At 38.4% G+C, this 13,867-nt stretch carries 13 protein-coding genes and 2 pseudogenes; all 15 read right to left on the bottom strand.

The genetic code is table 11. The features are described 5' to 3' along the window. Positions 1-63: 63 nt before the first annotated feature. Positions 64-489 (bottom strand): galactose-6-phosphate isomerase subunit LacA, encoded by a 426-nt coding sequence (gene lacA / locus RRU92_RS06610; protein WP_000029280.1) that lies wholly within the window; start codon positions 487-489, stop codon positions 64-66. A gap of 258 nt (positions 490-747) precedes the next feature. Beyond that, a complete protein-coding gene (locus RRU92_RS06605; protein ID WP_315639045.1) occupies positions 748-1,656 on the bottom strand; it encodes an aldose 1-epimerase family protein in 909 nt (302 codons plus the stop codon). Between the two features lie 88 nt (positions 1,657-1,744). Next, positions 1,745-3,220 (bottom strand): PTS galactitol transporter subunit IIC, encoded by a 1,476-nt coding sequence (locus RRU92_RS06600; protein WP_315639044.1) that lies wholly within the window; start codon positions 3,218-3,220, stop codon positions 1,745-1,747. 44 nt (positions 3,221-3,264) lie between these two features. Next, positions 3,265-3,570 carry a PTS sugar transporter subunit IIB gene (locus RRU92_RS06595; RefSeq protein WP_000590576.1) on the bottom strand — a complete coding sequence of 102 codons (306 nt, stop codon included), beginning with the start codon at positions 3,568-3,570 and terminating at the stop codon, positions 3,265-3,267. A gap of 39 nt (positions 3,571-3,609) precedes the next feature. Next, positions 3,610-4,086 carry a PTS sugar transporter subunit IIA gene (locus RRU92_RS06590; protein WP_311522730.1) on the bottom strand — a complete coding sequence of 159 codons (477 nt, stop codon included), beginning with the start codon at positions 4,084-4,086 and terminating at the stop codon, positions 3,610-3,612. A 198-nt stretch (positions 4,087-4,284) separates the two neighbouring features. Then, positions 4,285-4,734, bottom strand: a pseudogene (locus RRU92_RS06585) (hypothetical protein); the annotation flags it as partial. 621 nt (positions 4,735-5,355) lie between these two features. Beyond that, positions 5,356-5,586, bottom strand: a pseudogene (locus RRU92_RS06580) (hypothetical protein); the annotation flags it as partial. Between the two features lie 298 nt (positions 5,587-5,884). Then, positions 5,885-7,708 carry a translation elongation factor 4 gene (gene lepA, locus RRU92_RS06575; RefSeq protein WP_315640915.1) on the bottom strand — a complete coding sequence of 608 codons (1,824 nt, stop codon included), beginning with the start codon at positions 7,706-7,708 and terminating at the stop codon, positions 5,885-5,887. A gap of 78 nt (positions 7,709-7,786) precedes the next feature. After that, a complete protein-coding gene (locus RRU92_RS06570; protein ID WP_315639043.1) occupies positions 7,787-8,515 on the bottom strand; it encodes a metallophosphoesterase family protein in 729 nt (242 codons plus the stop codon). Continuing rightward, positions 8,516-10,183 carry a DNA repair protein RecN gene (recN, locus tag RRU92_RS06565; RefSeq protein WP_315639042.1) on the bottom strand — a complete coding sequence of 556 codons (1,668 nt, stop codon included), beginning with the start codon at positions 10,181-10,183 and terminating at the stop codon, positions 8,516-8,518. 6 nt (positions 10,184-10,189) lie between these two features. Further along, positions 10,190-10,621, bottom strand: coding sequence for an arginine repressor (locus RRU92_RS06560; protein WP_315639040.1), 432 nt, complete (start codon positions 10,619-10,621; stop codon positions 10,190-10,192). Continuing rightward, on the bottom strand, positions 10,614-11,429 hold the full coding sequence (locus RRU92_RS06555) for a TlyA family RNA methyltransferase (RefSeq protein WP_315639039.1): 816 nt from the start codon (positions 11,427-11,429) through the stop codon (positions 10,614-10,616). Before RRU92_RS06555 ends, RRU92_RS06560 begins: the two co-directional genes overlap by 8 nt. Then, entirely contained in the window at positions 11,422-12,297 is an 876-nt protein-coding gene (locus RRU92_RS06550; protein WP_315639038.1) for a farnesyl diphosphate synthase, read from the bottom strand. Before RRU92_RS06550 ends, RRU92_RS06555 begins: the two co-directional genes overlap by 8 nt. Then, positions 12,294-12,506 carry an exodeoxyribonuclease VII small subunit gene (locus tag RRU92_RS06545; RefSeq protein WP_315639036.1) on the bottom strand — a complete coding sequence of 71 codons (213 nt, stop codon included), beginning with the start codon at positions 12,504-12,506 and terminating at the stop codon, positions 12,294-12,296. The genes RRU92_RS06550 and RRU92_RS06545 overlap by 4 nt, the downstream gene beginning before the upstream one ends. After that, entirely contained in the window at positions 12,484-13,824 is a 1,341-nt protein-coding gene (gene xseA / locus RRU92_RS06540; RefSeq protein WP_248034363.1) for an exodeoxyribonuclease VII large subunit, read from the bottom strand. The genes RRU92_RS06545 and xseA overlap by 23 nt, the downstream gene beginning before the upstream one ends. Positions 13,825-13,867 lie beyond the last annotated feature (43 nt).

The following is a 13,867-nucleotide window of genomic DNA, read 5'->3' as shown; positions in this document are numbered from 1 at the left end:
GCGAGCATAACTGAGGTTAGCTAAAGTGAGCTGACGACAGATTATCTTGATTTTTGAAGAGTATTAGCACATTTTGTTCAACATGTCGACACGGATTTGGTGACGACCGCCGTCATACTTACCATTTACAAAACCTTTAGCAATGTTCTTAGCCAATTCGTCACCAACAAGTTGAGCACCCATGGTAATCATACGTGAGTTGTTGTGACCACGAGTCATATAAGCTGAACGTTCGTCAGATACTTCTGCAGCAACCATTCCTTTGATTTTAGTTGCAACCATAAATGGTCCAGCACCATAAGCATCAATGACAATACCAAGGTTTTGTTCTTCTTTTTTAACTTCTTCAGCAACTGCAAGAGTTACATCAACGAAGTCTTGACCTTCAGCTGTAACATCCACAACGTGGAAGTTTTCTTTTTCCAAGAAATCTTTAACGACTTCTTTCAATCTCAAACCTGCAGCATCTGCACCAATAACAATAGACATATTGTATACTCCTTTTTTATAATAGACCAGTAAAAATTTTTTGGTTCTGGAAAGAAAATGACCATTACCAAGTAGTTACTGGTAGTTTTTGTTGACTATTTTAGTTTAAGAATGATTCATCTAATCACTCTTTGTAACTTCTCCTTGGAGAAATTGGAAGAATAACTTGTTAAAACAAACACAAATTGTTCTTTCTAAACATAATATACTACTATTGTTTAAAAAAGTCAACAGTTTGTGTTTGTTTTTGTTTATTTTTTAGAAAATTTCTATGTCAAAACCAATTTGATCACTTTGACTTGGATTTAAAATTCGAACATTTTTCTTATCTTCTAGATGATCGCCCTCTTCGAGTGATGTTGACAAACCTGACCAAGGTTCAAGAGCAAGGAAGGGACCTTTATTGAGAGTTGACCAAACGATGAGGTTTGGAAACTCTTTAAAGTCTAGTTTCAATCCCTTTTCATGCTTGCGTGATCTTAAAGAAACAGAGCGAGATGCTAATTCATCTAAAGTCACAGCATCATAGCTAAAGAAATCATAGTTTAGATCCAATTCTTTTTGGTCTTTTAACCAGCTACTTCTATCTTGAAAATCTAACATTCCTGTTTCTGGGAATGGTTTTGGAACTGTACATGTTTCAGCTTTTTCAAATTCAAGATAGTAGTCTTCATAAGCCTCATCATCAAATAAAGGACAGTTAAATCCAGGATGTCCACCAATAAAGTAAGGCATTTTCTTATCTGTTTCCTTATTGGTAACTTTATACTGTGTACGAATAGTTTTTCCAGTAACTATATAAGTTATTTCTAAGCGAAAATGATAGGGATAATTCTCATACATTTCTTGATCGTCTTCAATCGCAAAAGTAACCGAGTTATCCGTTTGATCCACTAATTCAAATTCTTTTTTTCGTACTAGACCATGACGTGGAATTTTACCTTTTACTTGACTACCATCTTCTTGATTATATAGGACAGTATCATTTCTAACAGATCCACAAATTGGAAATAGAACAGGTGCTTGACCGCTCCAGTAAGTTGAATCTCCTTGCCACAAGTACTCAATTCCATCCTTGTCTTTTATTGAGGTAAGAGCACCTCCAAAGGTCTGAAATTGTACACTTAACTGTTCTGATTGTAATTCAATCACTAGGGTTACCTCCATTAATTTTTTCCCTAAAAAAACTAGATTGCCGACTCCATACTTGGAAACTGACAACCTAGTTTTTACAATTTACATTTTTAGGAGCGAATTATTTTGCATTTGCTGCATATTCTTCATTACGTTTGATCATTTGTTTTCTGTACCAAGCAAAGATACCGATATAGAAAGCAAGGAATACTACAGCACCAAGGATTGCTTTGATATCACCAGTTGTAGTGTTACCAATTGTCCAACCAAGAAGTTTTTCGATTGGTCCTTCAAGTGTTGAGTGAGTAATGAGCTGAGTTTGGCTTACACCTTCTGGGAAGGCACCTACACCTTTAGCAAGTTCTGTTGCAAATGGTGCGATAAGTGTACCTGAAAGAAGGAAGAGTGGCAACAAGAGTGTTCCGAAGATAATCATACGGAGCAATTTACCACGAGTAACTACCAAGAGAGCTGGAGTTACACCCATTGCGATGATACCAGCAAGTGGCAAGATACCATTTCCGACATTTGAAAGAAGCACAGCTTCAACCAACATGATTGGTGCAAGTACGTTAGCACAAGCCCAGATTTCAGCACGACCAGCGATAAATGGCCAGTCAAGACCAATGTTGAATTTACGTCCTTGAAGACGTTTAGTAGCAACGTTTGTAATACCTTGTGAAAGTGGTTCTACGGCTGCGATAAACCATGAACCGATCAATGAGAAGAGCTCCAAGCAGACACCGGCAGTCAAACCAAGTGACAACCAACCTTTAATAACAAGTTCCCATTTATCAGCACCTTCAACACCAGGAACTGGATGTGGAGTTCCCATCAAACCGATAACGATACCAAGGATGAAACCGATGAAGAATTTAGATCCCCAGAAACCGATTCGTTTATTCAATTTAGCAGCGTCAAAGTCGTATTTATCAAGACCTGGGAAGAGTTTATCAAAAATCTTATCCAAAACCATGATAACTGGGTTCATCATGTAGTTCATGTGAGTTGAAGTCATTGGTGATGAACTTGGTGCGTTAAGAAGGTCATCAAATGTTGGTTTCATCAAGTCAGAGTTGATGATTTTAAGAACCCCAACAAGAACAACTGCTGCAGTCGCGATGAAGAGTGAAACTCCTTGGCTAACTCCATTGTTGTCAGCATACCATTTGATCAAAAGACCTGTGATAGACAAGTGCCAGATATCAAAGATATCGACGTCAAGTGTATCAGTTTTCTTCATTGCAAGCATGACAATGTTGACGATCAACATCACAAGCAAGAAGTAAAGTGTCCAAGCTGAACCCCAAGTGATTGTAGCAAGTGGTGCCCAACCAACGTCGGTAATATTCAATTGAATACCAGTGTTTTCAACGAATTTTGCAAGAGACGCTGAGAAAGCACCATTTAACATACCGATGATAGCACCGATACCAGTAAGAGCGATGGCAAGTTTGATACCACCTTCAAGCGCTTTGGAGAATTTCACTCCAAAAAGTAGAGCCAATAATGTCAAAATGATCAGCATGATGATCGGTCCACCCATTTCCAAGATAGGTTTGAACAGCTTATTGGCTAGTTCGATAATGATATCCATAATTTTCCTCCCTTTATTTTTATGGAATATTTACAAATTAATAATTAGCTTAGACCATGTTCTTTGATAGCTGCTTCAATATTGTCATAAACTGGAGCGCTCATAGCTGGAATACGGAACAAGATTGGTCCTGCTTCAACAACTGGGATACCTGGTTCAAAACCTAAATCAGTAGCAGCGATTGGTGTAAAGATATCATAACCTTTAATCAAGTCTTCATTGACATCTTTTACCATAACAGCATCACATTGAACATCGTACCCACGGTTAGAAAGTTCTTCTTCAAGAGCACTTTTAATTTGGTGGCTTGAGTTAACACCTGCACCACAAGCAGCAAGAATTTTAATCATTTGGATTTCCTCCGTTTTTATATAAAAATTATTAACAAATTAAGCAGTCGCTTCTGAGATGTATTGGAACAAAGCTTCAGGTTCCGTAATCTTAGAGAGCGCTTCAAGATGACCATTGCCTGTAAAGAAGTCCATCAACTGCGCAAGAATATTTGTTTGACTTGAGCTTGAATTGTTGATGATAAAGAAGAGTAATGATACTTCTACTTCCTTATCAGGGGCAATCATATTGTGGAACGTTACTGGTTTTTCCAGACGAACCACGACAACATTTTCAGTTAGATTATGAATTGTATCAGTATGAGGAATAGCTACGTTAGGCAAATCCTTCCCTAAAAACTCCATATCCAAACCAGTTGGGAACGATTTTTCACGTTCAATCAAGGCCGATCGATAGGTCTCTGTAACAACTTTCTTTTCTTCCAATAGGGTTGCAACTTGATCGAATAGTTGCTTTTGATTATCTGCTTCTAAGCAAAAGACTAAGTCTTTGTCAAAGAAATGATCTAATCCCATGACCTTCTCCCTTCACATTTAACTTTTATGGTATAAGTATAACACTATATGAAACCGTTGTCAATGTTTTTTTGTTGTATTTTGTTTGGTTTTTGTTTTTTTGTTTACGTTTTAAACATTTGCTAATTTCAAACATATTTTTTATAAATTTCTTAATAAGTAAAACAAAAAACAGGAATGCCTCCTGTTTTCACGATATTAACTCTTTTTATTGGTCCAACTTTCTTCAACCATTGGAAGGAGATTTTTTAATACCTCTGGAACACCTTCGAGAGAAACGTATCTAAACTTGCCATCATCGGATTTAAATACCCAGATAATTAGATATTTACCATTCTTCGCAATACAGTTTACTACGTATGCCTCATAGCCTCCGATAGTTGATTTTGACCCCCATACCTTGGAAAAGTCTTGACTTTTCTGTTTAGATTCATAAATGCTAGTTGAAATTTGAACAGTTTCAAGAGCTGCATATTCACTTTCACTAATACCAAACTGCTAAGGTTTAAAGGTATTGAGAGTTACAATATTGACATCCGTCCCATCACAGTACTGAATATCATCTCCACCTTCAATTTCTTTGAAATGAACCCATGATTTAGGAATTTTTACATAGCGATAATCATCTGAACCTACTATTTGAGTTTCTTATGTCTGGCTAGATAAGAAAGGTGATGATTAAGTGCCACTGGGCCGGACGTGATTTGCAACCACGTAAAAAAAGCCTCAGCATTCGTACTGCTGGTGCTTTTCCATTGCTCATGGCTTAGAAAACTATCACTTTTTCGCAGAATCCGTATAACACATTTACGGAGCAGGTGCAAGAAAATGCGTTTTTTGAGAGGTTCTGACTAAAAATACGTCTATTTATTTTTTATTGTTTTTTATTGTAAAGTAGACCCAAACGAATGAACATAGGTTGTAAAAAGCAAATGAAAAAATTGCGAGGATAATAGCTTTTGTGTCTAAATAACCCATTTCGAGACCTCTTTTCAACAACAACAAGCCTGTAGTTTCGACAACGATCAAAAATAAAAATATATAAAAAATTTTCGCATTAAGCATATTGTTACCGCCTTCTCTTCATATAATTTTATTGTAGAATAAAAATTGAAAAAAATCAAAAAAACATAACCACCCATCTAACGGGTGGTTTGCACTAACGCTATAAGCCCAAATTACCAGCCAGCGCCTAAAGACGCTGGCTTTCACCTTGTTCAAGCCTCATTGCTCTTGACTCGTCACTTGCCTCTTAAAAAGGCGTGAGTATTACTTGCTACTATCCCTAAAGGGATCCTCATATTCTTTTACACTCAATTTATCTAGTGATAGATCATGCTTTACTTATTTTCAAATTTTCATACTCGTTTAGAAATCATCCACTGGATAATTTCTTTAATCTTGAATATATTTCTTAATTGTGGCTTCATTGAGACCTACTGTACTCACATAATAACCTTCCGCCCAGAAATACCGATTCCCAAACTTGTATAGTTGATTGAAATAAGACATGAACAAAGAGATTAGGAAAGTCAAATCAATTTCTAAAAATGTTTTAGAATCTTTAGTGTACTATTCCAAGTTCAATCTGCTATACTTGAGGTTGACGCGTTTGTCAAACATTAAGAAAAGAGGATGGGCAAAAAATCTTTAAAATCAGAAAAACGCATAATATCAGATGTTGAAAACCTTGATACTATGCGTTATATTTTTTCATTTTCGGAGAAAATTGACTTTTTACCCAGCCTCTTAAAAAATCATTATTTTATATTTATCTTATTTTTTCTTGAGAGCTCAACTATTCTTCATCCATGCTCAATACGCTGAGGAAGGCTTCTTGTGGTACTTCTACAGAACCGATGGCTTTCATGCGTTTCTTACCAGCTTTTTGTTTTTCAAGGAGTTTGCGTTTACGAGAAACGTCACCACCGTAACACTTAGCAAGTACGTTCTTACGAAGAGCCTTGATATCAGTACGAGCCACAATCTTGTGCCCAATAGCTGCTTGAATCGGCACTTCAAATTGTTGACGAGGGATGATTTTCTTGAGCTTATCAACAATGAGTTTCCCACGTTCATAAGCAAAGTCTTTGTGAACAATAAAGCTAAGAGCATCCACCTTAGCACCATTAAGAAGGATATCCATTTTCACCAGCTTAGATGGACGATACTCTGATAATTCATAATCAAAGCTTGCATAACCGCGTGTTGAAGATTTGAGCTTATCAAAGAAGTCAAAGACGATTTCAGCTAGTGGGATTTGATAGATGACATTGACACGATTATCATCAATATAGTCCATAGTTACAAAGTCCCCACGCTTGCGTTGAGCCAATTCCATTACTGCTCCGACAAACTCCTGCGGTACCATGATTTGCGCCTTAACATAAGGTTCTTCGATAGTTGCAATCTTTGTAGGATCAGGAAACTCGGATGGGTTAGACACATCCATAGACTCACCATCAGTCTGATTAACCTTGTAGATAACAGACGGAGCTGTCATGATGAGGTCGATGTTAAACTCACGTTCCAAACGTTCCTGAATAACATCCATATGAAGAAGTCCAAGGAAACCACAACGGAAACCAAATCCAAGAGCCTGGGATGTTTCTGGTTCAAACTGCAAGCTAGCATCATTCAGTTGCAATTTTTCAAGAGCTTCACGAAGGTCATTGTATTTATTTGACTCGATTGGATAGAGACCTGCGAAAACCATTGGATTCATCTGCTTGTATCCTGAAAGTGGTTCAGTCGCTGGATTTATCGCCAAGGTTACTGTATCACCGACACGTGTGTCCTGAACCGTCTTGATAGAAGCCGCGATATAACCAACGTCACCTGTCGCAAGGAAGTCTCGTCCTACAGCTTTAGGTGTGAAGATTCCGACTTCAGTTACATCGAAGGTTTTACCATTACTCATTAGCTGAATCTTATCACCTGGTTTGACTACCCCATCCATAACACGAACTTGGAGGATAACCCCACGATAAGCATCGTAAACTGAGTCGAAAATCAAAGCTTTCAATGGTGCTGACACGTCACCAGTTGGTGCTGGTACTTTTTCGACAATTTGCTCGAGAATTTCTTCGATACCGATACCCGCCTTGGCTGAAGCCAACACTGCTTCGCTAGCGTCTAGACCAATAACATCTTCAATTTCTGTTCGCACGCGCTCTGGATCTGCTGCTGGTAGGTCAATCTTATTGATAACTGGAAGAATTTCCAAATCATTATCCAAAGCAAGATAGACGTTTGCCAGTGTTTGAGCCTCAATCCCTTGGGCGGCATCGACTACTAAGATAGCACCCTCACAAGCAGCTAGGGAACGTGAAACCTCATAGGTAAAGTCCACGTGTCCAGGTGTGTCAATCAAGTGGAAGATATAAGTCTCACCATCTTTAGCTGTATAATTAAGCTCGATAGCATTAAGCTTGATAGTAATTCCACGCTCACGCTCTAAATCCATACTATCAAGAAGTTGGGCCTGCATTTCACGACTGGAAACTGTCTCTGTCTTTTCCAAAATACGGTCTGCTAGTGTTGACTTTCCATGGTCAATATGGGCGATAATAGAGAAGTTACGAATCTTCTCCTGTCGTTTTTTCAATTCTTCTAAGTTCATCATTCTCTTCCTTTCAGGGTATCTATTAATTATAAATTGTTTTTAACATTTTGACAAGACCATACCCTGTTAGGAGTACTAATCTTCAGCAACAAAGCCGTCATTTTCGATAAAATAGTGTTCTGTCATACCTTGGTCGGTAAAGACAATACCGTGAAGGACACCGCCGTAAACAGCTCCTCCATCCATTCCAATCTTACCGTCTTCTGTCATCCAAAGTTCAGATGTACCAGGTTTTTGATCCAACAAACCATAGACTGGTGTATGTCCAAAGACAATGGTTTTTCCAGTATGATTGGCTGCTTCGTGAAATGGTTTTCTGAGCCATACCTTCTTATAGTCAGTAGTATCGTGCCAATCATCCAAAGTCAAATCAATACCGGCATGAACAAAGATATACTTATCTGTTTCAATCACAAAAGGCATCTGACGGATAAACTCCACTAAGTCGGCTGCTTCAGTCTCGACACGCTTAGCATCTGCTACTCCATCTACTGGTGCATCCAGTGGACGCCCCAAAATAGAATTAATAGTTGTATCCCCGCCATTACGACGATAGTGGTCATAGCTTTCTTCAGGATTATCCAACCAAGTTAAAAACATGTACTCGTGATTTCCTGATATGCAAATCGCTCCTTGATTTTCTACCAAGTCCTTGACCATTTCAAGAACACGGCGGCTATCTTCTCCTCTATCAATCAAATCTCCAAGAAAGAGCAATTGAGTCTTGCCATCCCATGTTTTTAGTAAGTCTTCTAACATTCCAGCTTTTCCGTGGACATCACCAATTACATAATAGTCTGTCATTTATTTCTCCTTACTTTGTAATAATTCTCTCGCTTGATTCAATGCTGCTTCTGTCACATTCTCTCCAGCCAACATCTTAGCGACTTCTTCAATCCTTTCTTCAACTGTTAACAAGCGAACTGTTGAAACGGTCGAATATTCATTGCTAATCTTTTCGATGAAGAACTGATAATCTGCAATCGCAATAACTTGAGGAAGGTGAGAAATAGCTAATACTTGACCGTGCTGTCCAATTTTGTGAATTTTTTGTGCGATGGCTTGAGCTACACGACCTGAAACTCCCGTATCTACTTCATCAAAGACAATGCTAGTCTTGCCTTCCTTTCGAGAAAAGGCAGACTTAATGGCTAGCATGAGACGAGACAACTCTCCACCAGAAGCTACTTTTACTAAAGGTTTAAAATCTTCTCCAGGATTGGTTGAAATGTAAAATTCAACACTCTCATTACCTTCACGACTGAATTTTCCTTGACTAAAACGAACTTGAAATTGTGCTTTCTCCATGTAAAGGTCTTGCAATTCTTGCTTGATTTCAGCTTCTAAGTCCTTCGCTATTTTATGGCGAGCCTGAGCAACTTGACCTGCTAGGTCCACAAGATTTTTTTCAAGTTTCTTGAGTTCGATTTCCATATCTTCAGAAGATAGATTATTTCCTGTTAGAAGATTGTATTCGTCTGTAATCTTGGCAAAGTATTCAAGGACATCATCTACACTACTACCATACTTACGGGTAATGGTATGAATCAAATCTAGTCGACTTTCAACCTGCATCAGACGATTACCATCAAAATCTAAATCATCGATAATGGATTCCAATCGCTTGGTTATATCTTCTAGAACATAATAGGATTCAGAAAGGGAGCTTGAAATCTCACGATACTCTGGATCAAACTCTTCAAGACTTTCCATATCATTCATGGCCGAACGAACATTTGCAAGGCTTGAAAATTCTTCATTATCAAGCATACTATAAGCATTTGTTAAAGTATCGGCAATATGTTTATGGTTCAGTAGTTTGTCTCTTTCTTGATTAAGGACAATATCTTCACCAGCTTTCAAATTAGCTGCTTCAATCTCAGCAATCTGAAATTCCAACATTTCAATACGAGCCTTGTGTTCCTGCTGATTTTTTTTGATGTCAAGCACTTGCTTACGCATACGGCGATAGTTATCAAAGCTCATCTGATAGGCTTCTTTTACTTCAAAGAAAGAAGTGTCCCCAAACTCATCCAACATCTGGATATGTCGATGTGGGCGCATTAACTCCTCTTGGTCATGTTGACCATGGATATCAACTAGCTGTTGACCAATCGTCCTTAATACTGAAAGATTAACCATCTGTCCATTGACACGACTGATGCTCCGACCGTTTTGTAAAATTTCGCGACGAATAATGATTTCATCACTCAATTCTAATCCTTGTTCATCAAAAATTTCTTCTAGCGCGCGAGTACTTTCAATTGAAAAAAGACCTTCAATTTCTGCTTTGGGAGCCCCATGACGAATAACCTCTGTTGTAGCTCGAGCTCCTAACATCATATTCATAGCATCAATAATGATTGATTTACCCGCACCTGTTTCACCAGTTAAAACTGTCATCCCTTGTTCAAAATTCAGAGAAATTGATTCGATGATAGCAAAATTTTTAATCGAAATTTCCAGTAACATATAATCCTACCAATTTTTAACTTGCTCAAAAATATCTTTGGCTGTTTCTTCACTTCTCAATACCATCAAGATGGAATTATCATCAGCAATACAGCTAAAAATTTGGTCAGAAAAAACAGCCATCAACTGACTCTTAACGAAAACAGTATTTCCTGGAATGACTTGCAAATTGATCATATATCCCATTCGTTCAGCATGAACAATATTGTTTTCTGCCAATTGCAAGCTTCTAACGATTGATTTTGGTAATTCATAAATGTAAGTATTGTCTTTCAATGGAATTTTTACAATACCTAATTCTTTAATATCTCGGGAGACTGTTGCTTGAGTAGCAGAGATACCCGCTTCTCTCAAGTGTTCAACGATTTCTTCCTGTGTGCCGATTTGATAATCTGTAACAAATCTTCTAATCTTCTCAAGTCTCTCTTTTTTATTCATCTTTAAATTCTCTATGTGCTTTCTCCACTATTTTTTCTATTTCAGAAGTAACCTGATTGATTGCGTGATCTTCTTTTCGCAAATAGGCCAAAAACTCGATATTCCCATGACCACCTTGAATAGGAGAATAGTCCAATCCTAAGACTGAAAATCCTTCATCAACTGCCATTTTAGTAACTGATTCTAAAACATTTTGGTGAACTTTGGCATCTCTGATAATGCCATTTTTACCAATCTGTTCTCGACCAGCCTCAAATTGAGGTTTAACTAGAGCAACAACCTGCCCTTGATCAGCTAAAACTCGGTGCAAAGCTGGCAGAATAAGGCCTAGGGAAATAAAACTGACATCGATACTTGCGAAACTTGGTTCCTGATTAAAGTCGGTCTTTTCAGCATAGCGGAAATTAAACTGCTCCATACTGACAACACGAGGGTCTTGACGTAATTTCCATGCCAGTTGGTTAGTACCAACATCAACTGCAAAAACTTGTTTAGCACCATTTTGCAACATGACATCCGTAAAACCTCCAGTTGAAGCTCCGATATCAATGGTCGTTTTTCCCTCAACTGATAGATCAAAAATATCTAGCGCCTTCTCAAGTTTCAAGCCACCACGACTGACATACTTAAGTTTCTCGCCCTTGAGTTTCAACTCTGTATCGTCAGGAATTTTTTCTCCTGGTTTATCAAATCGTTCGCCATTTATAACAGCAACTACCAAACCAGCCATAACACCTCGTTTGGCTTGTTCTCTCGTTTCAAATAAACCTTGTTTGTAAGCTAATACATCTACTCTTTCCTTAGCCATTGATTCTCAAACTTTCTACTATTTTCACAATTGGTTCCTTATCAAAGCTCACAACTCGGCTAATCTCTTCTAGTTTCGCATTAGCTTGATCCAAGGTTTGATTGCAAAATGCTATCGCCTGATCTAATCCCAACAAAGCAGGATAGGTTGACTTTTCGGATTGCAAATCTTTCTGGGGTGTCTTGCCGATTTCCTCAAAACTTGCTGTAACATCAAGCACATCATCTCTCACTTGGAAAGCCAGGCCAATCAACTCGCCAACTGTTTTAAGCTGCTTCTGAAGATTTCCATCCAATTCAGCAATGATTCCAGCCGCTTGGAAAGGAAATGCTAAAAGTTTACCGGTCTTATTAGCATGGATAGTCTGAAGTTCTTCTAAATTCAAGTGTTTTCCTTCGCCTTCCATATCTAAAACTTGTCCAGCCACCATTCCCATACTTCCAGAAGCAAGTGATAAATTAGCTATTAAATCAACCTTTGTTTGACTCGGCAAATCAGCTTGAGCAATTAAAGCATAGGGATCCAAAAAAAGCGCATCCCCTGCTAAAATAGCTAGAGCTTCACCATACACCTTATGGTTGGTCAAACGCCCCCGACGAAAATCATCATTATCCATAGCAGGAAGATCATCATGGATCAAACTTCCTGTATGAATCATCTCTAGCGCCGCTGCAACCTGTGCATGGGCTGGTGCAATAGATACCTGCAAGGACTCCAAAACTTCTAAAAGTAGATAGGGGCGAATCCTTTTACCACCTGCATGTATGGAATAAAGAACGGCTTCTCTTAAGTTTGATGCAAATTGTTGGTTGCCATAAAAGTCTTCAAGAGCTGACTCGACCAAAGCTAGTTTTTCCTGCTTGTTCATACCAGTTCACTTTCTGTTCCATCTTCTTGCATCACCTTGACCAAGGTCTTTTCAGCCTTATCAAGTGTTGCCTGCAATTCTTTGGATAAGAGCATTCCTTTTTGAAAAACTGAAATAGCATCTTCCAAAGCAATTTCACCATTTTCTAAGCTTTGAACAATCGTTTCAAGTTCTGCTAGATTTTCCTCAAATTTCTTTTGTTTTGACATCTTTAACCTCTAATTCTACCTGACCGTCCCGCATCAACAGTGATACTTGGTCATTTTCTTTCAAATCTTTCGCAGAAGCGACTACGACTTCTCCTTTTTTGACAATTGCATAACCTCTGGCTACAATTCGACTAGTATCTAGCATAAGGAGAGCTTCTGATAGACGTTTTACTTCTGCTACTTTTGCATCATAGGTCACAGCCATCTGGCTTCGCAGCAGTTTCTTTAATTGCTGGATATGATCCTGATAACGCTGGATTTTGATGATTGGTGATAATTGTTCCAAACGGTGGACTTGTTCTTGCACCTTTTGTTGATTACGAACCAATTCAGCATTCAATCCTTGCTTCAGTCGCAGCTGTAACTGATCCAAGCGTTGTAGATAACCGTCATATAAACGCTCTGGTTGTCTGAAGATGACCGATTGACTGAGGATTCTCAAAGCTTCTTTTTTCTTTGACAAGGTATGCTTAACTGCTGTAGTCATTCGTTTTTCTTGATTCTGAAGATAGGCCAAAAGATCTAACTTAGTTACTGGTGTAGCGAGTTCAGCAGCAGCTGTCGGCGTTGCCGCTCTCTTGTCAGCAACAAAATCAGCCAAAGTGACATCTGTTTCGTGACCCACACTTGAAATGATGGGTAACGGTGATTCAAAGATAGAGCGAACTACAATCTCTTCGTTAAAGGCCCAAAGATCTTCAATGGATCCACCACCACGTCCAATAATCAGAACATCTAAATCCTCACGTTCATTGGCTCGAGTTATATTACGAGCAATTTCCTCTGCAGCACCCTCACCTTGAACTTTAGTAGGATATAAGACAATTTCCACACCAGGGAAGCGTCTGCTAACTGTCGTAATAATATCCTGAATGACAGCTCCGCTACGGCTGGTCACCACACCTATTTTTTTTGAAAATTGTGGTAAAGATTGTTTAAATCGCTCTTGAAACAAACCTTCTTCTGCCAGTTTCTTCTTAAGTTGTTCAAATTGGATAGCCAAGGCACCAACACCATCTGGTTCAGCTTTTTCAATAATAATCGAATAGCTTCCACTTGGCTCATAGACTTGAACACGACCAACTACATTGATCTTCATCCCTTCTTCCAAATCAAAACCTAGTTTCTGATAAATACCTGACCAAATGGTTGCCTGAATAACTGCACGATCATCCTTAAGAGAAAAATACTGATGCGTTGGACGCTTGCGGAAGTTAGAGACTTGACCAGTTAAATAGACCCGTTCCAAGTAGGGGTCTTTATCGAATTTCATTTTTAAATACTTGGTCAACGTTGCTACCGATAAATACTTTTCCATCTCTACCTCCTTCTTTTCTCTAGTTTTTCCTGGGTATTATTAT

The sequence above is a fragment of the Streptococcus sp. DTU_2020_1001019_1_SI_AUS_MUR_006 genome, from assembly GCF_032340315.1.
Lineage (GTDB): Bacteria > Bacillota > Bacilli > Lactobacillales > Streptococcaceae > Streptococcus.
The sequence above is the reverse complement of the archived record's forward strand: the minus strand, read 5'-3'. Positions and strand labels throughout refer to the sequence as shown.

Coding starts and splice junctions, on each gene's coding strand:
- RRU92_RS06550 (WP_315639038.1), bottom strand. CDS start 12,297: ATGAACAAGCAGGAAAAACTAGCTTTGGTCGAGTCAGCTCTTGAAGAC.
- lacA (WP_000029280.1), bottom strand. CDS start 489: ATGTCTATTGTTATTGGTGCAGATGCTGCAGGTTTGAGATTGAAAGAA.
- RRU92_RS06595 (WP_000590576.1), bottom strand. CDS start 3,570: ATGATTAAAATTCTTGCTGCTTGTGGTGCAGGTGTTAACTCAAGCCAC.
- RRU92_RS06555 (WP_315639039.1), bottom strand. CDS start 11,429: ATGGCTAAGGAAAGAGTAGATGTATTAGCTTACAAACAAGGTTTATTT.
- RRU92_RS06570 (WP_315639043.1), bottom strand. CDS start 8,515: ATGACAGACTATTATGTAATTGGTGATGTCCACGGAAAAGCTGGAATG.
- RRU92_RS06590 (WP_311522730.1), bottom strand. CDS start 4,086: ATGGGATTAGATCATTTCTTTGACAAAGACTTAGTCTTTTGCTTAGAA.
- RRU92_RS06605 (WP_315639045.1), bottom strand. CDS start 1,656: ATGGAGGTAACCCTAGTGATTGAATTACAATCAGAACAGTTAAGTGTA.
- lepA (WP_315640915.1), bottom strand. CDS start 7,708: ATGAACTTAGAAGAATTGAAAAAACGACAGGAGAAGATTCGTAACTTC.
- RRU92_RS06560 (WP_315639040.1), bottom strand. CDS start 10,621: ATGAATAAAAAAGAGAGACTTGAGAAGATTAGAAGATTTGTTACAGAT.
- RRU92_RS06545 (WP_315639036.1), bottom strand. CDS start 12,506: ATGTCAAAACAAAAGAAATTTGAGGAAAATCTAGCAGAACTTGAAACG.
- xseA (WP_248034363.1), bottom strand. CDS start 13,824: ATGGAAAAGTATTTATCGGTAGCAACGTTGACCAAGTATTTAAAAATG.
- recN (WP_315639042.1), bottom strand. CDS start 10,183: ATGTTACTGGAAATTTCGATTAAAAATTTTGCTATCATCGAATCAATT.
- RRU92_RS06600 (WP_315639044.1), bottom strand. CDS start 3,220: ATGGATATCATTATCGAACTAGCCAATAAGCTGTTCAAACCTATCTTG.